Raw genomic sequence first — 26,211 nt, 5'->3', positions numbered from 1 at the left:
ACTGATCCTCAACCAGGGAAAATGGGAGAACCATCAGGTGATCTCAAAAAATTGGATTGACACCGCAACATCAGAGCAGGTTCGGTTAGCGGGAAAAATCCCCTATGGTTATCTCTGGTGGAGAAACTCTTTTAAGTTTAAGGGAAAAAAGTTAGATGCTATTCACACCCGGGGTAATGGTGGACAGTACCTTTTTATATTCCCATTCCTGAAACTGGCAGTCGTATTTACCGGCGGCAATTATAATTCTCCCAAGATGGAAATGCCATTTGAGATAATAGACAAGGTGGTTTTGCCTTCTCAACCCGAGCTTGATTGACGGCGGCCGGCAGCGGGAAAGGCTAAATAGCAAAATTCTCCCAGCCCCGATTGGAAGTTTACACAGTTAATGAGATAGTCCCCATCATTACAAGACATACGATGCAGTACGAGCTAACGAAGTTCGGTGATGATTTCCTTGATTCATGCCAACGGCATGTTCCAACAGAAATAGAAAAGCTCCAACGCAGATCTTCTCGTCGGTAAGCCTACTTTGACCGTTCATATGTATAGCTGATAGTGCCATTCGTCTGAATGTATTCTACTTTATCATTGGTTACCAGATACTTGGCCCCTGTCTCAATCACTCGGAATAATCCATTACCCAATGGACGTAGTTTGTGCTCGTAGGGATCTTCATCTTTATAAAGCCAATAGTACGAGGCTTTGGTCTTCGATTTATTAGTGTAGGCAATTAGGGCGTTGCGCTCCCATCCGTGATCATAAAATCTCGCGATAACAGCATCTTCTGACATACCCTTCGGAAGAATATTTGCAGTCTCCAGTTCTGTTGATTCTTTGTACCTCAATATTGCGGAGATTGGCTCGCCATCTTCGTCCCGTTGTTCACAGTCAGAACAGTCAACTAGGTATGAAGCGGTTCCATAATATGGGTTATTCATCGACTTGTATCTGAATCCAGCATGCAGCCGCGTGTCTCCACCGTATGTCTTGCGCTCCTTGTGAGCAATTGCGATCATCTCCTCCACTGTAATTTTGTCCTGGATGAGAATTTCCAGATAAACTGCATTTTTGAATTCATTGGTATCCGCAGACATTATCTGATAAACGGGATTACGCTTGATCACCGGCGAGGCAGCCGCTGCTTGTTCCCCTGGTGCTGACGCTGATCTATTAGTGCCGCCACCTTCGGTAGTCTGCGGGTCAGGCTTGAAGACTAACATAGCCACAACAACAGCGGCGACAATTGACAGAGAGATTACAACTCCTTTCATAACAACACGTGATAAGGTAAGAGCATACGATGCTGCAAGATACAACAACCCTCCACTTCCACTAGCAGGATTAATGAGCATAAAGACTATTGAGGATGCTTATAGATACTCCTGTGACTTCTAGATGCCGACAGTTCGCCCTACCTTCTATGTAATACTTCGACGAGATACGCTTTTGCTTTGGCCGGGCTCCGAATAACCAGTTAACACTGGGTGAAAACGCCAATATTTCTTCACTACTTACCATTAAATGATATTGTGCTTCCACTGGTAAAAATTCAAGACAAATGCACCAGTAGTAACGCGACGCCGGTGTTCTATTGGTTCCCTAATCGGCTATGAGCCGGAAGGCGAATAGCAGGGGTCCAGGGGTTTTCCCATGGCCAGCTCCGCCGGGGAGTCGCTTTTTGCGACGTACCGGCGATAGCTGGCTGTGGAGGAAACCACCGTGCAGGATCCTTCCTGACCATTTCTGGCTCAAATTTTCCTTTAAATGATTTTTCTGGATTACTTTTTGACTGTTTGGAGCACTTTCTGACTCTTAATATCCTTTAAAGATTCCTTTGGAGCGCATTTAGACTTTTCTGTACCGCTTCTAGATCAATGTTTCCTCTGCAAGGGCACTTTGACCAAATCTCGTCGCGAGTCGAATTCGTAAGACCTTCCGAATACATATTTGCCACGTTTTGAAGGCGAGAGAATGAGATACTCGATGCCGCCTGACGTTTCCGTCTCACCTTCGCGGAATAGTGCCTAGTAGTCCGGTGCATTTTTGTAAGCTGAAACAAAATCCTCGATCCGCTGGTAATCCAAATACGTACTCATGTATACGTAATACAAGGTACCAAGATTGAGTGCAGTAATCGAATACGGCAATCCCTTACCTAAGCCGTGGATGAAAGCTTCCAAGATGGTGTTAAAATTTACCGTCTTCACGGAATCCTTGATCTTGCCACTCAGCTTTTTGTTCTCACCCAGAATTGCCCGGAGTTGATTATCCATGTTTTGAAACTGGGCCTGGTTGTTCAGCAGAATGATTGCCGACCAGTCGTCCATTTCGATTTCGTACCTGGCCAGGTACTCCGCTTGATCCTGGCCAGGATTTGCTTGCTGATCGGCTGGCTAGACATCGGGAAAGTAGATTTGAAGTTCTCTTTGGAGCCTTAGTCTTGGCCCGATGGTGTAGGTCCAGCGCAAGGCCTTTGCGGATTCCTGTCAGGATCTCTGCCCCAAGAAATGATTCAGGCTCAAAATCTACGATGGCAATTCCCTGACCTCAATGAGCTTATCATAGGTAATTGTGTTTTGCAGTTTCGTCCTCTGTCCCGGGCCGAACACTCATTGTCCAAAATCGGACGATTACCATTCGGTATTTTTGTTAAATGGCTGAATCTACGGCCTTTTGGCTTATTTCGCTTCTTGGTACAACATTTGTTATACAGAAACAGATTATATGGTAAAATTGAATAAACCTTGCTTAATAAATGAGAAGGAGTGATCTGGGTGAATTCGAAGAGATCGTTCTGCTAGCGGTTGCAGCTTTGTCGCCCAACGCCTATACGATCGCCATTGCGGAAGAACTGGAACGCGAAACGGGCAACATCGTAACATCGGGCGCGGTGCACGCATCCATGCAGCGTCTTGAACAAAAAGGTTATTTAAGATCTGTCTGGGGCGAGGCAACGTCGGAAAGAGGCGGCCGGAGAAAACGGCTTTACGCGGTAACTGCCTTGGGCGGTCGTGTTCTGGAAGAATCTAGGGCTGTCCGTAACCGGCTATGGGACCGGATCCTGCCCGTCATTCGCCTGGAATGGAACTGATTAAATCCCGGAAGCCATGAAATCAGAACAGCACAGATCAGCTCAGCCCCCCAGGCATATTACAAGATTTATAAAAAAGCTGCTCGCGCCGCACCTGCGGGAGCAAATATTGGGTGATTTGCAGGAGCGCTACGCGCTACGGGTCCAAAGTAAGGGAGTGTCAAAAGCCAGAAGAAGGTACTGGCTGGAAGCGCTGGCCTATATGCGCCCGGCGTTTATCAAAAGACAAAAAAGTAAGTATTCTTCAACTGGGCGGCAATTTGGTGAGCCATCCGCTCTTTATTATAGCCATAATATGATTCGGAATTATCTAAAAATCGCGCTTCGGAACCTGAAACGGCAAAAGGTTTCCACCAGCATTAATGTCATCGGTTTGGCCATCGGATTGGCTACCTGCATTCTGATCATGCTGTATGTGCAGGATGAGTTCTCCTTCGACCGTTATAATGAGAAAGCCGACCGTATTTTCCGGGTCGGGCTCAAAGCGCGATTGGACGGCAGGAACGTTGGCGGCCCCATGATGGGCCAAAATGCGGCCCGGGACCTGAAACAGGAATTTCCGGAAGTTTTAAGTGCGGCGCGTACGCGTGGCGGGAACGAGTTTGTCAGCTATGGAACCACCGCATTCAGACAAGACAATCTGCTGTTCGCCGATTCGTCTTTTTTCGATGTCTTCACCATTCCGTTCCTGAAAGGGAATCCCGAGCGGGCGTTGACCGAGCCTAACACCGTGGTATTGACCGAAGAGACGGCCCAAAAGTATTTCGGCAACCAGGACCCGATCGGGAAAGTTTTGCTATTTGGCAATCAAAAGAGGCCTTATCGGATAACGGGTGTGGTTCGGAAAGTTCCGGCGAACTCCCATTTTCAGTTCGATATGCTAGCTACGCTAGTGGGCGAAGATCAAAATTTTGACTATGCAGGATGGATATCCAGCATTAACTTTCAAACCTATGTACTTCTCCCCGAGCATTACGATTATAAAAAATTGGAGACTAAAATCTCCCGGCTCGCAGAAAAGCAGATTGGAAGTGAAATACAGCAATGGCTGAAAATTACCCCGAAACAATTCCGTGAAAAGGGAAATGACTTTGGCGTTTTTCTGGAACCGCTCACCGAGATTCATCTGTACGCCAGGGCCGAGCCGGAGAAGGGAGGGACTATCATGTACGTATATGTGCTAATCGCCATTGCTGCCTTTATGTTGCTATTAGCCTGCGTAAACTTTATGAACCTGTCTACTGCCACGGCGGTCCGGCGCGCACGCGAGGTAGGTGTACGCAAGGTTTTAGGCTCTGTAAAAGGGCAATTGCAGCAACAGTTTCTGATCGAAACGTTCCTGCTGGCCATGGTGGCACTGACGGTTGGGGTACTGTTGGTCGCTCTGACATTGCCTTTGTTTAATCAACTGACAGGCAAGAATCTTACAATCAATTTATTGACTGATCCCTCGGTAATGGCGGGCTTATTGTCGGGAACTTTGCTGGTGGGATTGCTGGCGGGCAGTTACCCGGCTTTTTACCTGTCTTCATTTAAGCCTGTCCTGGTATTAAAAGGGCGGGTTGCAACCGGACGCGGGAGCTTCAACCTGCGAAGCGGTTTGGTGGTGTTTCAATTTTTTGTCACCATTTCAATGATCATTGCAACCGTAACCGCGGACCGGCAACTACGTTACATGCAAGCACAGAAAGTCGGTTTTGACCGTGAACAAGTGCTGGTGATTCATGATACGCATATGCTTGGAAACAACGAAACCGTATTTCGGGACAAGGTTGTTCGATCACCACAAGTGGTTATGGGTAGCATTTCGGGACAAGTGCCGGTGGGGAGGTCAAACATGGATAATACTACCGTAAGGGCCAAGGACAATCCTGACCAGGGCGTCATGAGCCGGTTTTATTTTGTTGATCCTGAGTATATTCCGACGTTGGGGATACATGTCGTGCAGGGGCGTAATTTCTCAAAAAGCTTCTCTACCGACTCCTCGGGCGTCATTTTGAATGAAACGGCTGTAAAGGCGTTAGGCTGGGAGCAGAATCCGATCGGAAGGGAGTTAATCGGCTACACGGATGGAAATGGCATAAATGTAATTTACAAGGTTGTTGGTGTCGTAAGCGACTTTCATTTCGAATCCCTGCGGCAGAAGATCGGGCCACTAGCTATGTTTTTGGGAAGAAATTCAGGTAACGTTCTCGTCAAAACCCGTACTGAAAAGCTGCCGGAGCTGCTGGCGTCATTGAAGCAGCAGTGGGAGTCGTTTTCACCCGCAGCCCCTTTTTCCTATTCGTTCCTGGGTGACCGCTTCAAGCAGGTGTATGTAGGCGAGCAAAAAATAGAGCAGGTACTAACGCTCTTTTCAAGCCTGACAATCTTCATCGCATGTCTGGGGCTATTCGGCCTGGCTACCTACACAGCCGAACAGCGTACCAAAGAAATTGGCGTCCGGAAAGTACTCGGCGCGTCGGTCGGCAGCGTCGTGGCATTGCTTTCTCAGGACTTTCTGAAACTCATCCTGATAGCACTCTTACTGGCTTCTCCTCTTTCCTGGTGGGCCATGAATCAATGGCTGAAAGATTTTGCCTATAAAATCACTCTTGATTGGTGGATTTTCGCCCTGGCAGGGTTGCTCGCCGTCGGGGTTGCCTTGCTGACGGTAAGTTTTCAGAGTATCAAAGCTGGTATGATGAATCCTGTTAAAAGTTTACGTAGTGAGTAACAAAAGGAGGACCAGAGACAAATTCTAGATGCCTAGCCTGTTTGCAGATACTAAACTTCTGTAATCTGTAAATTGATTTAAGTTCAGCTTAGGGTTTATCTAAAAAGACAATTCAGTTTCAAGGTTCAATTCAAAAAATGGATCATTACGATTTTGATACTGCCTGGAAAAAATACTTATCCGGACAACTCACACCGGAGGAGCTGCGTTCATTTATTGAATATTTTGAAAATAATCCATTAAATGAAATCGCTGTTTTTGAATCTGAAAAAGATCGGATTGGCAGGAGCATAAAAATGAGGTTATATGCTAATACTATCCGTCAAGCATAATTCTTATGACCATATACCGTTTTCCTTCCGGGTGCAACATTGGACACCTTGCATCTGCAAAGCGATTCAACCTCCTGCGAAGTGCTGTCCTCGGTGCTATAGCCAGTAGTAACGTAATGCCATATTTACCGCTGTAAGTATGATAATTCTCTTTTTATCAAAACTGAAATGTGCAGAGCTTTAATCCTCCGGAAGAGTACTGTACTCTGAGCTGAAATTTCTTTCAATTTAGGCAGGGCCTTTTCACATTTTCCAATGGTTGAGACATGGAACCTCATAGCTTCTTGCAGCTCTTCCTTTGTATAAGTATTCATGTCTTTATCAGGAGTAATTTCCCTTTTTATACCACTTTTTATATTTCGACGGTAAGAGGTCAGCGAATTTTGTAAACACGTCTCATAACGCTTTCAGATCAGCGTTCAAAAATAGTTAAATGATATCTCTTGGCGGAGTTCTACAACTATGACAACGGGGGTTCCCGAAAACTGGTACCTCGAAATGTTTTCTAGGAACGACACTGATGCCGAAGTCTTCTACTAACATAATTCTATTATCAGCGAATGAGCTTGACTCATAGATGCGTCATGAATAATACAGGTCAATTAGGTCGCATTGCGTCTTCTACTTCTCGAGCATAAATTAAAATAAACCGGTAAATTTGTTTCAGAGAATATTGAATCGGACGCAAATCGAGTCATATTATTCGGCTCCCAAGTCAGTCACCTATTCGATCCGTTACCCATTGGCATCCGTGTTGGACTCCACCGTGTACTCTTATAATTATATACACCCGCTCGCAACCGCATTTGATATCAAAGTCCCTGCTTTCCCGAAGCGTTACTGGTCATTGTCCAGAAGTTTATACTTGAAAGGGCCGGATAAGGAAATTCCCGTTATGATCGGCCGGACCGGCGAGAATGTCGATTTCATTGTAATCGATAAAAACTCAGATTACGATTTGACAAATGATCCGATCGAATATTTTCCGGACACACTCACGAGCCCGACAAAGGGAAATTACAAGACCTTTAATGGAAAGTTAAAAGTAGCCGACGGACAAACGTTGGATCTGGTATTCGACTATTCGATAATAAAGCCTGTTCAACTTAATATCGATCACGGAGATTCGATCGAAAATCGGATTCACTTTATAGTCCGTCCCCATCAATATCTGCATACGACGCTTTGTGGGGCAAACAAAAAAATGAGGTCCGGGTTTTTTCAAAGAATAGCTATGATTTCACACGACAGTCAACTTTTCTAACCGTCGTTTCCGACACAGCGGCGAAGCAAAATGCCAATGCTAACACGCCTGGTGTAAATAAATATATTCCGGGAGATGTTGTTCTTTGGGGTGACAAAAAGTTTGTGTTTGACGGGGTATCGCCAATGGGAGATACGCTTTTGCTAAGCCCCGTCTCTTTATCTCAAAATGTGACGGAAAACAAAATAGGCTTTATCGCAAATGAACTCTCTGGGCGGGATGTATTGTCCGGGAATCTTATATCGTCGGGTAATTTGACAGGAAAATATATTTTACTCGACTTTGGGGGACCTGGTGTGGCCCCTGCATAAAGTTGTTGCCGGGACTAAAAAAAATGCATGAGACCCTTGACAAAAACAAGGTGGTAATGGTCGGAGTCTGTTACGACAGAGATATGAATGTCGTCAGGAATTTCATCCAAAAACGTCAAATTGATTGGAATCAGCTATTTGATTCACAACAAGCTCCATCGATTACCAGGTCGTATGAAATAACGGCGTATCCGACTTTAATACTTATCGATCCGGAGGGGAAAATTGTTTTCAGAGACGAGGGTCTGACTGGGCTTCAGAACCTGTCAGAGCAAATGGACAAATTGATTCCAAGCAGGCAGTAATGACTGGACGCTAAACAAACTGGAAAATTGCTTTACATGCCTTCTGATCGTTAATAAGTGCTGATAAAGATTTGTATTCCATGGTTGTCAATTTTAGAAATCAATCAAAACTTTCCGTATCAGGGCATAATCCTCGTGGGCCGAGATATCAATTTCGCCGGAAGTTGCTGTGTTGACCTGGTCCCGGAAACGTTTTACTCGGGGTAGCATTGGCGAGATGATCGTGTTAATATGGCCTACGAAATCATAAGATCAGCTTCGCTCGCCGGGAGCTTGTACCCGCGGGAACTACTTGCGATTAGCACGCCGGCGTCGCGGAGCTGGGCTATCACCTTTGTCTGAAAGTAATGCTCTTGCCCGTCCTTGCCCCGATGTGCTCCATTAGTTCAGAGCTGGTGATGTAACGGGTTGTATTGATCTGCCTAAAATGGAAAAAGCAGATCCTTACTCCGACTCAGTACCTGTATGCAGCTGTCGGCATTAGTAAGTATACTTGGCTGAATGACATTAAAGGAGTGGGCGGGCTGCGTTCTTTCCCAGGTTTTTCGTCCGTCGCTGGTGATTTCAAAATCTCTACGTCCGGATTGCCTTCACAACTTCCTGCAACCACGCTACCACAAGGCCCGATGGTGTATCAGCAATTTGTTGATGCGTGACAACTTTTGAAAGGGGCTTTTTCAAATATAAATTCCTCTGAAAACAGCTTTTCTTGCGACTCCGCTGAAAAGCTGATAAATAATGTAAAAAAAGTAAAAAGATTTGTCTTGAAAACCATTCTGTTAAACCGATACACGTCATTCTACTAATACTCTTCCTGATATGGGGCCCATTGAAGATCTTTTCGTTCATAAAAAAAGAACCGGCCCGTTTCATCCCCGACGACCAGGTTCAATGTTCCGCCCGGGCCGAAATAGCCGGTTGTGGGCCCGCATTCATGGTGTCCTACATTCAATCGTTTTCCTTTGAACCGAAGCGGGACCGGATATTCAAAAACCGGCTTTGATTCGCTGCCGCTATTTCGTAAAAAAAGGACGGCGGCCCCCTTTTCCCTGAGCCTGTAAGGTATTCCCCTTTTGGGCTCTGGAACGGTTGAATATTTAGGTACGCCTACCAGCAAATCCTTCACCCCATCCTGGTCCCAGTCCACGATATGGATTTTGGATCGGCCGGCCTCGCCGCCGCCGCGAAAATTGGCCCTGATCGGCATGCTGTCCCCAATCATCAGCTTCCCTGCGTCGGTAACATTGAAGTTGTCCAGTTGCCAGTAAAGGTGAAATTCATCCTCTTCGTCCAGTATAATATAAGCATTTTTCCCGTCCATTTCGCCGACACCCGGCTTGACCCGCCATGTGCCGTGAACATCCAATCCATGCTCGAATACTGCATGCTCGGGTTCAAGAAAAGCTGCTCCTTTTTTGCCGGTGTTTACATAAATATTGAATTTGCCCCTGGAATCGCCTGTCAGGATATCGGGCAGGCCGTCGCCGGTCCAGTCGAAAACGGTTGGGCTGACATACCCCCAGCGGCTTTCGTAGGGCCCCTGAATATTCTGGTTATATCCCGGCTGAATATGGATAGGATCCCCTCCAGCGCGAAGATTCATGGGTATCTTAAATTTCGGTACCGCGCTGCTGCCGGCGTTTTCAAAGAATTGGATGTTACCCAGGGAATTTCCAGACACAATATCCAGGTCTCCATCCTGATCCCAGTCGACCAGTTCAGGCACGACCAGCGAACCGCCAAACAGATCAGCATTCGTTTGAAGTATATGGACGGGGTTTTCAAAAATCAGGTCACCGGAGGCCGATGTACGTACTTGCTTCCTATAAAACCATATTCCCCCTTCCCCCGCACTGATCAACCCATCATTATCTTTCCCTTTGAAATAGGCCAGATATTGATGAATGACAGGATTTCTCAACAACTGATTTTTGTGGTCTTTCAGATATCCTGAAAATGTCAGCTTCTTGTTTTGAACGTCAATGCGGTAGGCGTGGATATTGCCGAGCGTGGTTCCCGCCAGAAGATACTGTCTGTCCCCGGACTCATAAAGACAGTACCCTTCCAGGTTGAAATAAGTCTGATTCAAATCTGTCAAAGGTTGCGCTTCTATTTCTTGTAGGTCCAGGTTTTTGACAAAAGCTCCGTAGATACCGGTCTTGAGCAGTTGCGTCTGCCAGAACCCGCCCCGGTCGTACGATTCGAAATCATGACGATGCGCAGGCTCTTTGGCTGGGATCGGATACCTGGGATTGACAATGGTATCGGCTACGGTAAAGGTGAAAAGATACTGGCCGACAGCGAGCTTCAAGACGCCGAAGTGCGATATGGTGCCCGGCAGATTTTTGACGACGATTGTCTGCCCGGCGCTGAAAGAATTGGTTTTGGGGTTGAATTTGCCTGAAACCAGGCTTTTTCCCGATGCCCAGAACCCAAGTATTTCATTGCGCTGGTTTTGCATGATGACTGCCCTGCCTTGCACTTCGTCTTCAACAGCTGCTTTTATTTTAATGGCATTACCAAAAACAGGTACGCCGTCACTGTTGAGTTTCTCAAATGGATAATAAAAAGTACCCGGATTAAACTTGTCGCTGTACATGAAAAGACCTTTTCCCCGCCCGTCGGGAATATCGGCCAATCCCATGATGCAGCCGTTGATCGACGGCAAAGCGAATGGACTGTGCGTGGCGGCCACTTTGATCGGATGTCCGCTTTGCGGAAGGTACTGCCCGCAAACGGGCATCGAAAGAATCCATACAACAAAGAAAAAGGGGGCTGAGAGCCGTTTGATGGCAATGTTAAACATGATGTAATTCGGTCGGGTAGACGATGCTGTTCATTACCTAGTGCAATCTCCAGTAGTTTGATAATCAAAATTCAAAAAAATTATTTTGAGCCGGGCATGCAAAACGGTCAAAATAAAGGCCTTTCGCTCATTGACTCCGGCCCAGCCGGAAAAGTAGCCATTAATGAATTGCTCAAACGCCTTAGAGCAGATAACACCCCTATCGACCTTATTACAGATTAGTTGATTAATTCTCCGCAAGACACCTCTATGGTTTAAACCCACCCAAGCAAGTTGCTTAGTCACGCACTTTTACATCATCTGCGGTGCAAATAGTGCCGGAAAGTATAAGTATTGTTTGGGCTTTGAAGATATAGAAATAAGTTTTCTCGTTAGTTTATCAAACAGAACCCAATTAGAATAAGCATTTTTTCTCGCAAAAATTTGATTGATTTGTAGACAATATTAACAGCGCCCTGATAACTGATATCCATCACTGCGGCAATTTCATCGTAGCTCAACTGACTGTTGAAACGAAGGTAAAGTGCTTCACGCTGCCGCTTCGTCAGGCCATCGATATGTGCCGTCAATCTTTGTTTCAGTTCAAATTCTGTTTGTTCCTCCACCAAAGTTGCCTCGTAACTAATAACGGACTGTTCCTCCCAATCATCGGCAAGCAGGGGAAGCCTCCCCTCTCTCTTAATTTCCCGGAAAAGTTTAAACTTCAGTGCACGGAAGAGGTAACCTTTTATCGAAATCACATCAGCCAACTGTTCTTTGCTTTGCCATAATTCCAAAAACAATTCCTGAATAATATCATCCAGCAAAGGACCATTTTTAGTCATTTTACGACCATAATGATACAAATCCTTATGGTAGAGCGTAAAAATTCCCTCAAATGCCGCCTTACTACCTCCCTTAAAATTCTGCCATAGTAATGCTTCGGTCATCTTAAATGGTTTCTGGTCAAAGTTACATTTTCAAATTCTCCTACACTTACATAACGGTGTTTGGTATCGATTTTCAATAGCGCTCTTTCATATGTTCTTCCAAAAAATCAGATGACTTATCGGAGCTATTTTATTTTTTTAGAAAAACTTTTAAAAATGTGATTATATGATTCCTCCGGCCTGCACTGGTAATAAACTGGCACTACCTAAACGACTACAATGCAAGCCGAAGATCTGATACTTGATGAAACATTTATTGCCTGGTACGAAAAAACGGACCGGGCGCACGAAAAACGCTGGTCTGACTGGATCGACAGCAATCCGGAAAAGCAAATCATTGTCGATCAGGCAATCCGAATTCTGGAGTCTCTCAAGGCACCAGATACCAACCCTTCTTATGAACATACTCTGAATGCCAGGAAAAGACTAATGGATTCGGTTGAAGACTGGGAAAATAGCAAAAATAAAATTGTCCCGTTTTACAGGAAGAACCCCTTTCTATGGGCGGCCGCAGCGTCGGTTTCGCTCCTGCTTACCGCGTTGTTTTTATGGCCGCAAAATCCATTTATGAACAGAACTTACGCTACGAAGGGCGGGGAAACCAAATCTATTGATTTACCAGACGGGTCCGTGGTGACGCTGAATGGGAATTCAACATTGACGCTGCCCCGCAATTGGGAAAATGGGCAAAGCCGCGAGGTATGGCTAGACGGGGAAGGCTATTTTAGTGTCAGGCACACGATGGCGCATAAACGTTTTATCGTTCATACAGAAGACCTTCATGTTGAAGTTTTGGGAACGGAATTCAACATAAAAAAGCGCCCGGAGACAACCGAAGTGGTGCTTACCACCGGTAAAATACAGTTGACTACCAGCAGAAATCCGGATACCAACCCCGTGGTAATGGCGCCTGGTGAAATGGTGGAGTTCTCCGAAAAATCGCATCAGATTGCGAGGAAAGAGGTCAATACAGCCAAATACACTTCCTGGAAAGACGGTCAGCTTGTGTTTGAGGATGCCAGCATTCAGGACGTAGTACAGCTGCTTGAACAGAATTATGGCTACGAAGTGCAAGTTGACAAAAATGTCAGCACCGAAAAACATTTTAACGGAATCTTCCCGTCGGACAGCGTAGACGTGCTCCTCACGGCATTGTCAAAAGTGTACGATCTGGACATCAAACGGGTCAATAAAAACATCATTATACAAAACCGGTTTCACGGCAACGAAAAGTCTTAATTCACTCCATTTTAAATCTCACTTCCAGAATTCCTAAACCTAATAGCCTACATGAAAAAGTTTACTTCGCTTATTAAATCCGTGTTTGCGGCAGGTATTTTCCTGATGGCGAATTCTGCGTCGCATGGACAATTACTGGCCTACCGGCAAAGCCCGGCAGCCATGAATAAGTCAGCACGACAGGATTTAAAACCGCTTAAAAGCATCCTGAAAGAGATTGAAGGCAGATACAAAATATTCTTTACCTATGACCGGAGCACGATCACGGACAAAAAAGCACCCGCGGACCGCACGCAATCAATCTCACTGAAAGATGAGCTTGGAGGCCTGCTTCAAAATCTCAATCTTGATTATGAAAAACTGAGTGAAAAAGTCTACTTGATTGTTCCCCGCAAAACGGAGATTGCCAACGAGATGAGACCGCTCGCACCAAACAGTCAGTTCATTTTCCCAAAAGACAATACCGGACCACGCTCGGTGGAAGTTAAAGCGCTTAGCAAACAAGAGGCTGTGCTGAACGTTGGTGGTACCGTCACCGACAAAATAACCGGCGAGCCGCTTCCGGGTGTGAGCATTCTCGTTAAAGGAACTACGCAGGGTACGAGCACCAATGTGGCAGGAAATTACACGCTTTCCCTGCCAGACGGACAAGGAAAGCTCATTTTCTCGTATGTTGGTTATGTGCCGGCTGAGGTAGCCATTGGCGGACGGTCTGTGGTAAATGTTACTTTGGAGGCAGATGTGAAAGCATTAAAAGAGGTGGTGGTAACGGCACTTGGAATTTCGAGGGAAAAAAGTTCACTGGGTTATGCGATTGGCGAAATCAAGTCAGAACAGCTGCAAACGGTGCCGCATACCAATGTACTGAACGCGCTTACAGGCAAAGTGGCCGGACTGAGCATTACCAGCGCAGGCCAGGATCTCAACGCAGAAACCCAGATCGTAATCCGTGGAAAAACTTCTCTGGCCGGCAAAGACTCACCACTGATCGTCATTGACGGTATTCCGGTAGGCGATAACGCGCAGATCGTTTCCGACCTGAATGCGAACAATATTGAAAGTGTTTCAGTATTAAAAGGCCCCAGCGCCGCTGCTCTTTACGGTTCTCGTGCAGGAAACGGCGTACTTTTGATCACTACTAAAAAAGGTACAGGTTCCAAAAAAGGCGTAGGCGTTTCCTTCAACGCGGGTTATACTGCGGCCGTTCCTTACAAATACATTCCAACACAAACCCGTTTCACAACCGGTAAAAACGGATTGTTTGACGAATCGGCTTCTCAATACTGGTTTGGACCCGAAGAAGGCACGTCGGCAGTTCAGTGGAATTCCAACGGCGTGGCTACTCCCCTCAAATTTTATCCAAATAATTACAAAGAATATTTCCGCACGGGCAGCAACTACGTTACCGACGTGAGCGTACAAGGTGTAAGTGATCGCGGCAGTTATCGGTTGTCAATTTCAGACACCCGGGGGACCGGTAATAGACCCGGCATGGAGCTTTTCAAAAATGCATTTGACCTTGCGGCAAATTACAAAGTCTCGAAGAATTTCGAGGTTTCAACCGATGTCCATCTGGTAAAATCGCATTCCGATAATTCTCCGGTACAGATCGGAAGCGATTATCCATATGAATCTCTTTTTCTGCTCCCCCAACACGTGGACATCAATGCGCTGAAAGATTATTGGGCTGTCAAAAACAAACAACAGTACAGCGTCAGTTCTATTTATGACAATCCGTGGTTTGTAGCCTATGAGAAAGTGAACAAATTTAAGGAAATGCGCTTATACGGAAACATCAAACTGGACTGGAAACTGACCAGTGACCTTAGCCTGATGGGTCGGATTTCGAATAGTAACAACGGGCTGCGCCGGGAGCACAACATCCCACTTTCGTACACACGGCAGGCAAACGGTTTTTATTCCAATCAGCTTTCCAACTCCGACGAAACAAATGCGGACGTGTTGCTGACATACAAAAAGGATCTGAAAGATTTTTCTATGAACATTTCAGCGGGAGGTAACCTACTCGCTATTAACGGAAACAGCATATATGCAGGCGGAACGGCCCTGGTACTGCCCGGCCTTTTCACAGTGGATAATGTAAGCCGCAACACCGTTGGTTATTCAAGCGGAAGAAGCAAGAAGATGGTTTATAGCGCTTACGGTGTCGCCTCACTTGGATATAAGGACATGCTTTACCTGGATCTTACCGGCCGCAACGACTGGTCAAGCACATTGCCGGCCAACAACAGATCTTACTTTTATCCTTCCACGTCGCTGAGTGTTTTGATCTCGAATCTGGTTCAACTTCCCGCCGCTGTCTCCTTATTGAAAGTACGTGTAGGTTGGGCGCAGGTTGGTAAGGACACAAATCCGTACGCCCTGGATCAGTATCTCTCGTCAGGGACTTTCGGCGGACAGGTTACCTATGCACGTCAGACGCAAATGCCAAATGTCAACCTCAAACCGGAAAATGCAGAATCGAAAGAATTCGGTATTGACGCTTCGTTTTTCAGGCAACGTTTAGGTGTGGGCGTCACCTACTACACCAAGGCCAACAAAAACCAGATACTGAATGTAACAATTCCTGGTATGACAGGCTATTCCGCAGCGCAGGTTAATGCAGGCGTGGTAGAAAACCATGGAATTGAAATAGAACTGCGTACGACGCCCATACAAAAACGCGATTTCAGCTGGAATGTGAACGTGAATTTCACTCGAGACCGCAGCAAACTGGCCAAACTTGCGGACGGTATGGATACTTACGCGTTTTGGGAAAGCACCGGAATTTACGCCCGGACCAAAGTGGGCGAGCGTATCGGTGACCTGTATGGATATGATGTGCGCCGTGTTGCTGACGGCCCTTACAAAGGATGGACACTGCTGGACGCAAACGGAAAAACAGTTCGTGGAAATAACCTCGAAAAAATCGGGAACGTCATCAGCGATTTCATGATGGGAATCCAGACGACAGCGACTTACAAGGGATTGTCGCTAACCGCCAACTTCGACTGGCGTCAGGGAGGTGACTATTATTCCATGACCATGCTGCGTATGGCGCGTAGCGGTAATATTGAAAACTGGCATAATGGGATCAGTTCAAGTACGTTCTCTGGCATTTTGGGAAGTAATTCTTTCGGGGGAAATGCCGATCTGCTTGCTCAGGAAATCAGGGATAATCCGCAGATATATCGTGACAATAAAGTGTACGTAGGCGGCCGTACAAAAGATCTGGGAGGCTTTCCTGTTAACGGCAGAGACAACGGTGCGTTCTTCCCGGGAGTCATTTCCGATGGCAACGGCGGCTACAAAGAGAATTTCGGAGGACCCGGAACAGTGTTCGTTACAGATAATGACATCATTGAACCAGGCAGCGGTTGGTGGGACAAAGGCGTAGATATGTGGATTTACGATGCCTCGTATATCAAACTGCGGGAAGCTGCACTCTCTTATGCTTTACCGGTCGGATTCGCACAGAAAATCGGTGCGCAAAGCCTTTCCCTGTCCTTGTTTGCACGGAATTTTGTGGTGTGGACGAAGGCAAAAAACAATCTTGATCCGGAAGTTGCATTCAACCGTGCGAATGGAGACGGAGCTGCCCTGCTTCAGGGATTTGACCGCTGGAACGCAGCACCCTGGACAGCTTCATTTGGCTTGAAATTGAGTGCACAGTTTTGAAATCATAAACAAATGACGACGAGGCATTTAAGCAATGCCAGCAATTCCATGTTAACTTATTTTCTCTATGAATACCTTATTAAAATCCATTGGCAAAACCTTGCTGGCTTTGCCTGTTGTAATCGTTTCGTCCTGCGCCGATTTAACGGAAACCAATGTGAATCCAAACACGATTCTCGCCAAGGATATTGACCCGATATTCGTTATGACAAAAGTCATCGGCGAGTCGGTATCACAGAACACCCGGATGCTTTATGGAACCGGTGTCAGCCGTTCGGTATTGCTGGAAGCGCAGCAATATCTGCAACGCGATTTCCTGGAATTCTCTGTAACCAACACTTTTCTTTGGTTTGCTCAAAGCTGGGGACCGGATTACAGCACGCCGATTTCCAATACGTCCTATTTACTGCAAAGAGCACCCGGCGAAAAAGACGAGAAATTTATGACTGGCGTGGGACTGATCTTCAAGGCATACTGGTTTGGTTACCTGACGTCAGCCTGGGGAGATGTCCCTTATTCGCAGGCACTTAAAGCAGAAGAAGGTATTTTTAAACCTGCGTATGACGAACAGAAAAGTGTTTTCAAAGGCATTCTGGAAGATCTTGATAAAGCCAATGAAATACTGACCGGTGCGACGGTAACGCCGTCTGCGAAAACAGCTGACATTCTCTATGCGGGTGACGTGATGAAGTGGAGAAAATTTGCAAACTCGCTTCGTTTGCGTTTTCTGATGCGTTTGTCGGAAAAGGCAACCGACATGAAAGCAATCGGTGTGGATGTTCCTGCGGCGATCAGCGAAGTGGCAACGAACGCGACAAAATATCCGCTCATAACCAGCAGTGCAGACAACGCGGCTTACACTTACCCTGGCCTCACAGCAGCTGATTCCTGGACAGGCGGCCCACTGAACTGGAGTACCCGGACGGAATTTTACAGAAGAAAACCATGTGCAACGATTGTCAATGCCCTGAAAAAAGATGCCGACCCCCGACTGACCGTTTGGGTACGTCCGGTAGATGTGCAAATTGTGGTGAAAGATGTAGGTGCGGATGACAAAATCCAACTTGATGCAGATGGTAAAGTACGTCGTTATCTAAAAACTTACGCCCCCGGGATTGACACATCACTTTACGTTGGTTTGCCGGCTGCACAGCCGAATCCGGACGCATACAACAAAAACAGCGCGTCAGTCGTAAGCACCGTTAAAGGTTTAAAATCCACCATATATTCCGAAGGTGCCGCGAATCCGCACGTCTCCTATCTGGCGGACATTTACCAGAAAAATACCGATCCGTTGATTCAATGCGTGTTCATTTCGGCAGCAGAAGTGAATTTTATCCTGTCAGAAGCGGCTGTGCGCGGTTGGGTTACAACCCCTGCGGCGGAAAGTTATAAAAAGGGAATTACCGAATCCTTCAACCAGTACAAAATTGCGAATGGTGATAAAAAAGTATACAACACCAGAACGCATCAGCTCGACAGCTTTGACCTGACGGCCTTCCTTGCAAAAGCCGAAGCCGCTTTTACCGATGCAACAAACAAGCTTGAACCTATCCTGACCCAGCAATGGATTGCAGGCTGGATGGGTAGCGACGCCTGGTTCAGCTGGCGCAGAACTGCGTTGCCGGATCTGGGCAAAAACATCGTTGCCGGTGGAAATGGTCAAAAAATACCAGTTCGCTACGGTTATGGTGATGAAGAAAAGAATTACAACATCGACAATGTGAACACGGCAATTCAACGTCTCGACACAAAAGTCGACGACCAGTGGGCGAAAATGTGGCTGATCCAGGGAACCGGTAAACCCTGGTAACTCCTGTCAGATTACGGATAACGATTCGCCTCAAATCTCCAGGGCGATCACCATCCGTTTTTCCACAAAAATCTTCCAGAAAAACGTAGGCCGGTTACAACTTCCGGCGTACTCAATACGACGCACTGCAACTTTTGCAGCTGCGATTATTTTCCATATTATTTATCCTGACATGCTTTTCCAAAAACCATTTACCTGGCTACTCACAGGCCTCGCAGCAACTACCGCCTTTCAGATATCCGCTCAAAAAAAACAGGACGAATTCCTGATCAGCATTTATAGTCCGCCACCTGCTGAATACGTCAACGATGACCAATTTAAATTGATGAAGGAAGGCAACGTAGACATCATTTTTAGTATTGGCGGGAGCGTCAGCAATGACAGAGCGGGCAATCTTAAAATGCTGGATATGGCGCAAAAACATGGCCTGAAAGTTTACGCACACGACGCGCGGATCAACGAAAGTGATGACGCACGAAAAGCGATGGTGAACGATTACAAAAACCATCCAGCGCTTGCCGGATACTACATCACAGACGAACCCGATTCGGCCCGATTGCAATCGGCCGTAGAAACGATGTTGAAGGTCAAAAAACTAGATCCGGCAAGGGATGCGTACATCAACCACCTGCCCGACTGGGCAGTGAATAACTATGAAAACGACTTCCTGAAACGTTACATCGAATATTCCGGAAAGGAAAATATCAACTATCTCGCCTACGACAATTATCCGTACAAAAGGGAAGCGAAACTGGAAAAAACTTATTTCAACAATCTCGATATTATCCGCAGGACAGGCTTGAAATACGGAATTAAAACCTCATCCTGTCTGCAATCTTTTGGTATGTATTTCAGCGGAGTGGAAGAGCTTCGCAAGCCAAACCCGGATGAAATGCGCATGAACGTGTTTTCAAATCTTGCATATGGTGTCAAAAACCCGGTTTGGTTCCCCTATTGGTCTACCTTACAGCATGGGACAGGGATCACGTTTTCAACTTCAATCGTGGACTCAACTGGTGGTAAAACGGATTTGTATGAGTCGTTCAAAGTGCTAAACGGCCAGATGAAACAGCTTGGAAAAACCCTTATTCATCTGGACGCGCAGGAAGTTTATCATACCGGCGACAGCCTCTGGATCGGAACCAAACTTCCGTCGATAGATTTTCCCGCTCAAATTGCAGACAAAAAAACGGAAGCGATTATCAGTCGTTTCACAGACAAAACCACCGGCCAAATGTATCTCATGATCGTGAACCGTTCATTCAAAAATTCGTCCGAAATCAGTGTAACGCTGAATGATTCGATCAAAAACTTAAAAGAAATTTCTAAGAAATCGGGTAAAGCTGTCAAATCCCGTTTTGACAATAAAAAGCATACGATTACTGAAAATTTCCTACCGGGAGAAGGAAGGCTTTACGCTGTCATTAAATAATCAGTTTCATATCATTCTGAAACACCAAATATTTAGAAAATGACTTTTAGAAAAAATACAATAACCTGTATTTCAGCGGCCCTAATCCTCTGCGGTCTGACCGTAAATGCACAGAATACGAAAGATAAATTCCTGATCAGTATTTATGGCCCGCCTCCTGCCAAGCTGCTGAACGACGAGCAGTACAAGGTCATCAAAGATGCGCACGTAGATATTATCCTGAACATCGGGCCGGGTGTCGATCACAACAAAGAGGGGAATCTGAAGACATTGGATATGGCAAAAAAATATGGCCTGACCGTCTATACTTTTGATGGCCGCATCAATCAGGGTGACGACAAAATCCGGGAAATGGTAAACGATTTCAAAAATCACCCTGCGCTTGGCGGTTATTACATTACAGATGAACCCGATTCTGCACGTTTACAGTCCGCCGTTGAATTGCAGAAAAAGGTAAAAGCGCTAGACCCGTCGAAAGATGCGTATATCAATCATCTGCCGGATTGGGCGGTTAATAACTATGAGAATGAGTTCCTCAAAAGGTACATTGAGAGCGCGGGCAAAGACAATCTGAACTATCTGGCTTATGACAATTATCCCTACAAACGAAAACAGAAACTGGAAAAAACCTATTTCAATAACCTCGAAATCATCCGCCGCGTGGGATTGAAATATGGAATCAAAACCTCGTCCTGCCTGCAATCTTTTGGAATGGCGTTCAACGGCATCGAAGAACTGAGGCGTCCCAATGCCGACGAAATCCGCATGAATGTGTATTCCAATCTTGCATATGGCATTAAAAATCCGGTTTGGTATACCTACTACACACAGGATAACCTGACAACAAAAGTGACCATGATGCAGAGCGTGATTGATTCGGCTGGTGTCAAAACGAATATGTATGAACCATTCCGTCAGATGAATTCAGAGATGAAGCAGCTCGGCAAAACGCTGATCAACCTCGATGCGCAGGAAGTTTATCATACCGGCGACAGCCTCTGGATCGGAACCTCACAACCGCCTGTTGATTTCGCATGGAAAGTTCAGGATCCGAAAGTTGACGTCATTTTCAGCCGTTTGACCCACAAATCTACGGGAAAAGAATATCTGATGATCGTGAACAAATCCTTCAAATTGCCAAAAACACTCACTTTTCAGGCGAATGAATCCGTGAAGAAAATGAAAGAGATTTCCAAGATAAACGGTAAACCGTCCAGGTCAGATTTTGACAGAAAAAGAAGGACGATCACGACCTCGTTTCTGCCGGGAGAAGGAAAACTGTTTGCACTGAATTGAGCAGTTTCAAAAGCCTGGTTCATTTTGTCCCAAACCAGGAATACGATTTTATTTCACTAAAACACCCTAAACCTGACCGCAAATGAGGTACTTTTTTAATGCCGCAATATTCTGCCGTTGTACTTGCTCTCTTATTCTGTTCGCAGCAGCAGCCTTTATTTCTGGTTGTTCTTCCGGAAATGAACTGGTTTCCAACGGAAAAAGTGACTATAAGATTTTTGTTTCAAATTTGGCTACAATACCTGAAAAAAGTGCCGCAATTGAACTGCAAAAATATGTACAGGAAATTACCGGATGCAAATTAGAAATTACCCATAAACAGGAATCTGATAATGCCAAGCTCATTTTTGTAGGATTCAGGGAAGCGCCGGCAAGGATGCTTGAAAAACTGGATACCGCTGCGTTTGGTAACGAAGAATTTATCATTCGCTCGGATGGGAAAAATCTGCTGATTGCCGGTGGGAACACGCGCGGGACGGTATATGGCGTTTCCGCTTACCTGACTGATTACCTGGCGTGCCGCTGGTATACACGGGAAGTCATCAAAATCCCAAAGCAGGCCACCATCAAACTTCCTGAAATTGAGGATCATCAAAAACCCGGTTTTGAATACCGCGAGCCTTACTATCACGAAGCTTACCATACCGATTGGGCTTTACATAACAAAACCAACAGCCGCGCCATCCCGGATTCGCTAGGTGGACCCTATTTTATTTATCCATTCGTTCACACCTTTAATGCGCTGGTCGCGCCAGAAAAATACTTTGCTACACATCCGGAATATTTTTCAGAAGTAGACGGAAAACGCACTACGGCTCAGCTTTGTCTTACCAACCCGGAAACCGTTAAAATTGCGATAGCCACGGTTTTTGAGTGGATAAAAACGTATCCAAAAGCCAGTGTTTTTTCGGTGGATCAAAATGATTTTGGTGGAAACTGCACGTGTATGAACTGCAAAAAAATCGATGATGCCGAAGGAACACCTGCTGGCTCATTACTGAATTTTGTGAACCAGATAGCCGATACTGTAGGAAAAACACATCCGGATATTAAGTTGCAGACACTTGCTTATTCCTACACCGAAGTTCCTCCAAAAACAATACGCCCTGCCGATAATGTCACCATCCGGCTTTGCCATTATGATTATTGCTCTGCGCATCCGCTGGGACAATGCGACAACCACAAAGCATATATTGACCGCCTGGAACAGTGGAAAAAGATAGCAAAACGTGTTACGATCTGGGATTATTACACACAGTTTGCCAGCTACCTGATGCCCTTTCCAAATTTTGAAACGATGAAAAATGACGTCAAATTCTATGCGGATCATGGTATGGTCGGGCTGTTTGCGCAGGGCAATAATGTTCCAAATAATGGACACGGGGAATTTAGTGAACTTCGAGCCTGGGTATTTGCACAATTAATGTGGAATCCTGAAAAAGACGGACAAGCGCTGGTCGACGAATTTGTGGCCAATGTTTATGGCGATGCAGCCGGTTATGTAAGCCAGTACATCAGCCTGTTGCACGAACAGGTAAAGCCGAAAAGTGTATATTTCAGTATATGGACAGATCCGGAAGACACCAATTACCTGAACCTTAAAACAATACAAAAAGCAGACAGCCTATTTGCGCTTGCGAAAAACGTAGCGAAAAACGATACAGCACTGTTCAAACGTGTGGAGCGCGCATACCTTCCCGTCATATTTACCAAACTGTATTTCAAATCCATTGGAGGAACTGCCTATGTTGGTAATAACCTGGATGCCATTGTGCAGGATTACAAGCGTATTATAGCCGAAAACGGCATTGCGACCATGGCCGAGGTACCGGAAGTAGGAAGCATTCCAAAATTCCTGGAAAGAGTCCAATCATCTGACAGGTTCATGAACGACTGGTGGCTGGCAGGACCGTTTGAGAGCCCGGAAAGAAAAGGATTCACGGCAGTTTACGGGCCGGAAAACGGTTTTGATTCCACAAAAACCTATACCGGAGCAGATGGCGCACCGGTGAAATGGAGCCACCACGCAGACTATACATCGGGTTATATTGATTTTGTTAAACTGTTTGGTCAGAAAAAAAACGTCGTTTCCTACGCTTACCGGAAGCTGCATTTCGACCAGGCAAAAACCGTACAATTTGGCATAGGCAGTAATGATGGAGTACGCGTGTGGCTGAACGGGAAACTGGTGCTTGACAGGCCTGTATCCCGTAAAGCAGTTCCAAATGAGGACCTGATTAACGTGCCGGTCAGAGCCGGTGAAAATGATCTGCTGGTGAAAGTGGATCAGCTCGGTAACAAATGGGGCTTTTATTTTACTGAAAGAAAATAACTGCACAGGTATATTCAAAAAGTGAGCGGATGCAAATTCCGCTCGCTTCGAAAAAAGATAGAATCCTTATTTTACCGGGCTCTGAAATAAGCTGTAAGGCAAATTAAAATTCATGGACATCATCTGATTTTATCAAATTCATCCAATGAAATACTTTTCAATTTTTGGCCTTTTTGCCATTCTGATTTTCTCTTCCTGTTCATCTGAAACAAATTTGGTTTCAAACGGGAAAAGTGATTTCAAAATATTTGTTTCCAGAGAAGCACCCAAGCCGGAGCAGTACGCAGCAAAGGAGTTACAAAAATATCTACAAAAAATCAGCGGATGCCTGCTGCCGATTGTTAACGATAGCAAGGTTGATGACAAACTGATATACATTGGTTTCCAAAACGCCCCGAATTCACTGACCTATGATCTGAAACCGGCAGCTTTTGGCAAAGAGGAATACATCATTCGATCCGATGGAAAGAATTTGCTCATAGCCGGCGGAGGGCCGAGAGGAACACTTTATGGCGTGATGGGCTACCTGGCCGATCATCTTGGATGTCGGTGGTACACCCGGGAAGTGGTGAAACTCCCAAAACAGGCCTCAGTTGGTTTGCCTGAAAAAGATGACCGGCAAAAACCCGTCATGGAAGCCCGCCAGATATCTTACCGCGAAGCTTATGATGTGAATTGGTCATTGCACAATCGTATCAACAGCAATCTGATGCCTGACTCGCTGGGATCAGGCAACATCGCGTACCCTTTCGTACATACTTTTTATGCATTGGTATCGCCTCAGAAATATGGAAAAACCCATCCTGAGTATTTTAGTGAGGTGGATGGCAAACGGCTGATTAAGGAAAGCAATACGGGCGGACAGCTCTGTCTGACCAACCCGGAAGTGATTAAAATAGCGACTGCGACCGTTTTCGAGTGGATCAAAACGCATCCTGAGGCTAGCGTTTACACGGTTGACCAAAACGATGGAGACGGACATTGCGAATGTGTGAATTGTAAAAAAATCGACGACCGGGAAGGCAGCTATTCAGGAACGCTGATCCATTTCGTAAACCAGATCGCAGATTCTGTGGCAAAAGTTTACCCGGAAGTAAAATTGCAGACACTAGCATACGCCTATACCGAAATACCGCCAAAGCATATCCGGCCGGCCAAAAATGTGATCATCCGGCTGTGCCATTACGACTATTGTTCGGCACACCCGCTGGGCAAATGTGATAGCCATAAAGTGTATGTTGAACGGCTGGACCAGTGGAGCAAAATAGCCAGCCAGGTCACGATCTGGGATTACTACACCAATTTTGAACGTTATCTGCTGCCTTTTCCCAATTTCGAGACTTTGAAACATGATGTAAAATTCTATGCTGACAGGAAAGCAATCGGGCTCTTTCCCGAAGGTAACAACGTTTCCGACAACGGCGGCGGAGAATTTTCTGAGCTCCGTGCCTGGATATTTTCGCAATTGTTGTGGAATCCGGAAAGGAACGGACAGGATCTGATCGACGAATTTGTGCAAAATGTATACGGCCCTGCTGCTCCGTATGTGAGCAAATATATCCAAATGATGCATGAACAGGTGAAACCCGAAAGCGCCTATTTCAGTATCTGGACCGATCCGGAAGATGTGAACTATCTGGGCTTGAAAACTATCCAAAAAGCAGATTCACTCTTCAGTATGGCAAAAACGATTGCGAAAAAAGACAGCGCACTTTACAAAAGGGTTGAGCTCGCCTATTTGCCCATTCTTTATACAAAACTCTATTTTTATTCCACCGGCGGAACGGCTTATCTGAGCGAGGAACAAATGCCGGAAGCACTGGCTGAGTTCAGGCGAATCCTGGCCACTAACAGAATTACCAGCATGGGTGTCGTAGAACTTGAACCCGGCAACATTCCCAATTTCATAAAAAGCGTGGAATCGTCCGACCGGTTTATAAAAGACTGGTGGCTGACAGGACCTTTCGACAATGAAAACAGAAAAGGATTTGATACCATTTATGCTCCGGAAAAAGGTTTTGACAGTACGGCGGTGTTTAAAGGTAAAAACAGCATTAAAACAAAATGGACAAAGTACAACAGCAACGAATCAGGCTACATTGATTTTGCCAAAATGTTTGACCAGAAGAAAAATGTGGTGTCCTACGCGTACAGGAAATTTGAGTCGCCTGTCGCCAGAAAGATGCGATTTGGTGTGGGAAGCAATGACGGTGTTAAAGTGTGGGTCAACGGGAAACTGGAACTGAGCCGTCCCGTATTGCGAGCCGCGAAGCCGAATGATGATGTTATCGACGTTGCAGTAAAAAAAGGATCGAACACGATTCTGGTAAAAGTGGATCAGTTGGGCAACAAATGGGGATTTTATTTTACGGAGAGAAATTAGGGATTCAGAAGCGCTCAATTCGGTTGATAATCCATTCATATTCCTAATCAAAATCCTTCATTCGCTGCTCCCACCCAATGAACAAGTGGTTTTAATCTACTAACGGGATACCATTCAATAATTAATAAACTGAGTCTCAAAGTTATACAAAAAAAACCGTCAGGTAAAGGATCTGATTTTGGATACCCATAATTCGTACTCTTACCGGACAGTTACGAACGGCTAATTTTTTTAACAGGAAGAAGCACTTTCCGGCGGCCGGCAAGTGCTTCTTCCTGTTA

The 26,211-nt window shown here is 45.7% G+C and carries 17 protein-coding genes and 1 pseudogene; 14 read left to right on the top strand and 4 right to left on the bottom strand.

What is annotated here, in order from left to right:
* Positions 1-319: pseudogene (locus BP71_RS36230) on the top strand (hypothetical protein); the annotation flags it as partial.
* Between the two features lie 208 nt (positions 320-527).
* Here the strand turns inward: BP71_RS36230 and BP71_RS36225 are convergent.
* Positions 528-1,355 carry a hypothetical protein gene (locus BP71_RS36225; RefSeq protein WP_496386560.1) on the bottom strand — a complete coding sequence of 276 codons (828 nt, stop codon included), beginning with the start codon at positions 1,353-1,355 and terminating at the stop codon, positions 528-530.
* A gap of 672 nt (positions 1,356-2,027) precedes the next feature.
* Positions 2,028-2,276, bottom strand: a complete 249-nt coding sequence (locus BP71_RS36220; protein WP_496386559.1) for a hypothetical protein — start codon at positions 2,274-2,276, stop codon at positions 2,028-2,030.
* 482 nt (positions 2,277-2,758) lie between these two features.
* On the opposite strand from BP71_RS36220, the gene BP71_RS36215 reads away from it, so the two are divergent.
* The 5 genes from BP71_RS36215 (at position 2,759) to BP71_RS36195 (ending at position 8,022) form a co-directional block, all read left to right on the top strand.
* The gene (locus BP71_RS36215; RefSeq protein ID WP_496386558.1) at positions 2,759-3,094 is read left to right on the top strand and encodes a PadR family transcriptional regulator; all 336 of its coding nucleotides are present in this window, start codon (positions 2,759-2,761) and stop codon (positions 3,092-3,094) included.
* A gap of 16 nt (positions 3,095-3,110) precedes the next feature.
* Positions 3,111-5,810, top strand: coding sequence for an ABC transporter permease (locus BP71_RS36210; protein ID WP_496386557.1), 2,700 nt, complete (start codon positions 3,111-3,113; stop codon positions 5,808-5,810).
* Positions 5,811-5,947: 137 nt separating this feature from the next.
* Positions 5,948-6,142, top strand: a complete 195-nt coding sequence (locus BP71_RS36205) for a hypothetical protein (protein WP_496386556.1) — start codon at positions 5,948-5,950, stop codon at positions 6,140-6,142.
* A 1,185-nt stretch (positions 6,143-7,327) separates the two neighbouring features.
* Positions 7,328-7,717 carry a hypothetical protein gene (locus tag BP71_RS36200; protein ID WP_496386555.1) on the top strand — a complete coding sequence of 130 codons (390 nt, stop codon included), beginning with the start codon at positions 7,328-7,330 and terminating at the stop codon, positions 7,715-7,717.
* Positions 7,718-7,719: 2 nt separating this feature from the next.
* On the top strand, positions 7,720-8,022 hold the full coding sequence (locus BP71_RS36195; protein WP_496386554.1) for a TlpA family protein disulfide reductase: 303 nt from the start codon (positions 7,720-7,722) through the stop codon (positions 8,020-8,022).
* 802 nt (positions 8,023-8,824) lie between these two features.
* On the opposite strand, the gene BP71_RS36190 is transcribed toward BP71_RS36195, so the two are convergent.
* Positions 8,825-10,828 (bottom strand): FG-GAP repeat domain-containing protein, encoded by a 2,004-nt coding sequence (locus BP71_RS36190; protein WP_496386553.1) that lies wholly within the window; start codon positions 10,826-10,828, stop codon positions 8,825-8,827.
* A 57-nt stretch (positions 10,829-10,885) separates the two neighbouring features.
* Between BP71_RS36190 and BP71_RS36185 the strand changes: the two genes are divergently transcribed.
* Complete coding sequence (locus BP71_RS36185; protein WP_496386552.1) at positions 10,886-11,050, top strand: hypothetical protein; 165 nt, start codon at positions 10,886-10,888, stop codon at positions 11,048-11,050.
* A 149-nt stretch (positions 11,051-11,199) separates the two neighbouring features.
* On the opposite strand, the gene BP71_RS36180 is transcribed toward BP71_RS36185, so the two are convergent.
* The gene (locus tag BP71_RS36180) at positions 11,200-11,757 is read right to left on the bottom strand and encodes an RNA polymerase sigma factor (RefSeq protein ID WP_496386551.1); all 558 of its coding nucleotides are present in this window, start codon (positions 11,755-11,757) and stop codon (positions 11,200-11,202) included.
* Positions 11,758-11,976: 219 nt separating this feature from the next.
* Here BP71_RS36180 and BP71_RS36175 point away from each other — a divergent pair, with 219 nt between their 5' ends.
* The 7 genes from BP71_RS36175 to BP71_RS36145 all read left to right on the top strand — a co-directional run bounded on the left by BP71_RS36175 (position 11,977) and on the right by BP71_RS36145 (position 25,930).
* Positions 11,977-12,996, top strand: a complete 1,020-nt coding sequence (locus tag BP71_RS36175) for a FecR family protein (protein WP_496386550.1) — start codon at positions 11,977-11,979, stop codon at positions 12,994-12,996.
* A 51-nt stretch (positions 12,997-13,047) separates the two neighbouring features.
* On the top strand, positions 13,048-16,674 hold the full coding sequence (locus BP71_RS36170; RefSeq protein ID WP_496386549.1) for a SusC/RagA family TonB-linked outer membrane protein: 3,627 nt from the start codon (positions 13,048-13,050) through the stop codon (positions 16,672-16,674).
* 67 nt (positions 16,675-16,741) lie between these two features.
* On the top strand, positions 16,742-18,487 hold the full coding sequence (locus BP71_RS36165; protein ID WP_496386548.1) for a SusD/RagB family nutrient-binding outer membrane lipoprotein: 1,746 nt from the start codon (positions 16,742-16,744) through the stop codon (positions 18,485-18,487).
* Between the two features lie 172 nt (positions 18,488-18,659).
* Positions 18,660-19,919 (top strand): hypothetical protein, encoded by a 1,260-nt coding sequence (locus BP71_RS36160; protein WP_496386547.1) that lies wholly within the window; start codon positions 18,660-18,662, stop codon positions 19,917-19,919.
* A gap of 39 nt (positions 19,920-19,958) precedes the next feature.
* On the top strand, positions 19,959-21,215 hold the full coding sequence (locus BP71_RS36155) for a hypothetical protein (protein WP_496386546.1): 1,257 nt from the start codon (positions 19,959-19,961) through the stop codon (positions 21,213-21,215).
* Between the two features lie 229 nt (positions 21,216-21,444).
* Positions 21,445-23,547 (top strand): glycoside hydrolase family 20 protein, encoded by a 2,103-nt coding sequence (locus BP71_RS36150; RefSeq protein ID WP_496386545.1) that lies wholly within the window; start codon positions 21,445-21,447, stop codon positions 23,545-23,547.
* Between the two features lie 145 nt (positions 23,548-23,692).
* Positions 23,693-25,930, top strand: a complete 2,238-nt coding sequence (locus tag BP71_RS36145) for a glycoside hydrolase family 20 protein (protein ID WP_496386544.1) — start codon at positions 23,693-23,695, stop codon at positions 25,928-25,930.
* Positions 25,931-26,211: the final 281 nt, after the last annotated feature.

It is taken from the genome of Dyadobacter ginsengisoli DSM 21015 (assembly GCF_059568735.1).
The sequence above is the reverse complement of the archived record's forward strand: the minus strand, read 5'-3'. Positions and strand labels throughout refer to the sequence as shown.

Excerpts from the sequence above, each read along its gene's own strand:
- BP71_RS36225 (WP_496386560.1), bottom strand. The coding sequence starts at position 1,355 with ATGCTCATTAATCCTGCTAGTGGAAGTGGAGGGTTGTTGTATCTTGCA.
- BP71_RS36220 (WP_496386559.1), bottom strand. The coding sequence starts at position 2,276 with ATGGATAATCAACTCCGGGCAATTCTGGGTGAGAACAAAAAGCTGAGT.
- BP71_RS36215 (WP_496386558.1), top strand. The coding sequence starts at position 2,759 with ATGAGAAGGAGTGATCTGGGTGAATTCGAAGAGATCGTTCTGCTAGCG.
- BP71_RS36210 (WP_496386557.1), top strand. The coding sequence starts at position 3,111 with ATGAAATCAGAACAGCACAGATCAGCTCAGCCCCCCAGGCATATTACA.
- BP71_RS36205 (WP_496386556.1), top strand. The coding sequence starts at position 5,948 with ATGGATCATTACGATTTTGATACTGCCTGGAAAAAATACTTATCCGGA.
- BP71_RS36190 (WP_496386553.1), bottom strand. The coding sequence starts at position 10,828 with ATGTTTAACATTGCCATCAAACGGCTCTCAGCCCCCTTTTTCTTTGTT.
- BP71_RS36180 (WP_496386551.1), bottom strand. The coding sequence starts at position 11,757 with ATGACCGAAGCATTACTATGGCAGAATTTTAAGGGAGGTAGTAAGGCG.
- BP71_RS36175 (WP_496386550.1), top strand. The coding sequence starts at position 11,977 with ATGCAAGCCGAAGATCTGATACTTGATGAAACATTTATTGCCTGGTAC.
- BP71_RS36170 (WP_496386549.1), top strand. The coding sequence starts at position 13,048 with ATGAAAAAGTTTACTTCGCTTATTAAATCCGTGTTTGCGGCAGGTATT.
- BP71_RS36165 (WP_496386548.1), top strand. The coding sequence starts at position 16,742 with ATGAATACCTTATTAAAATCCATTGGCAAAACCTTGCTGGCTTTGCCT.
- BP71_RS36160 (WP_496386547.1), top strand. The coding sequence starts at position 18,660 with ATGCTTTTCCAAAAACCATTTACCTGGCTACTCACAGGCCTCGCAGCA.
- BP71_RS36155 (WP_496386546.1), top strand. The coding sequence starts at position 19,959 with ATGACTTTTAGAAAAAATACAATAACCTGTATTTCAGCGGCCCTAATC.
- BP71_RS36145 (WP_496386544.1), top strand. The coding sequence starts at position 23,693 with ATGAAATACTTTTCAATTTTTGGCCTTTTTGCCATTCTGATTTTCTCT.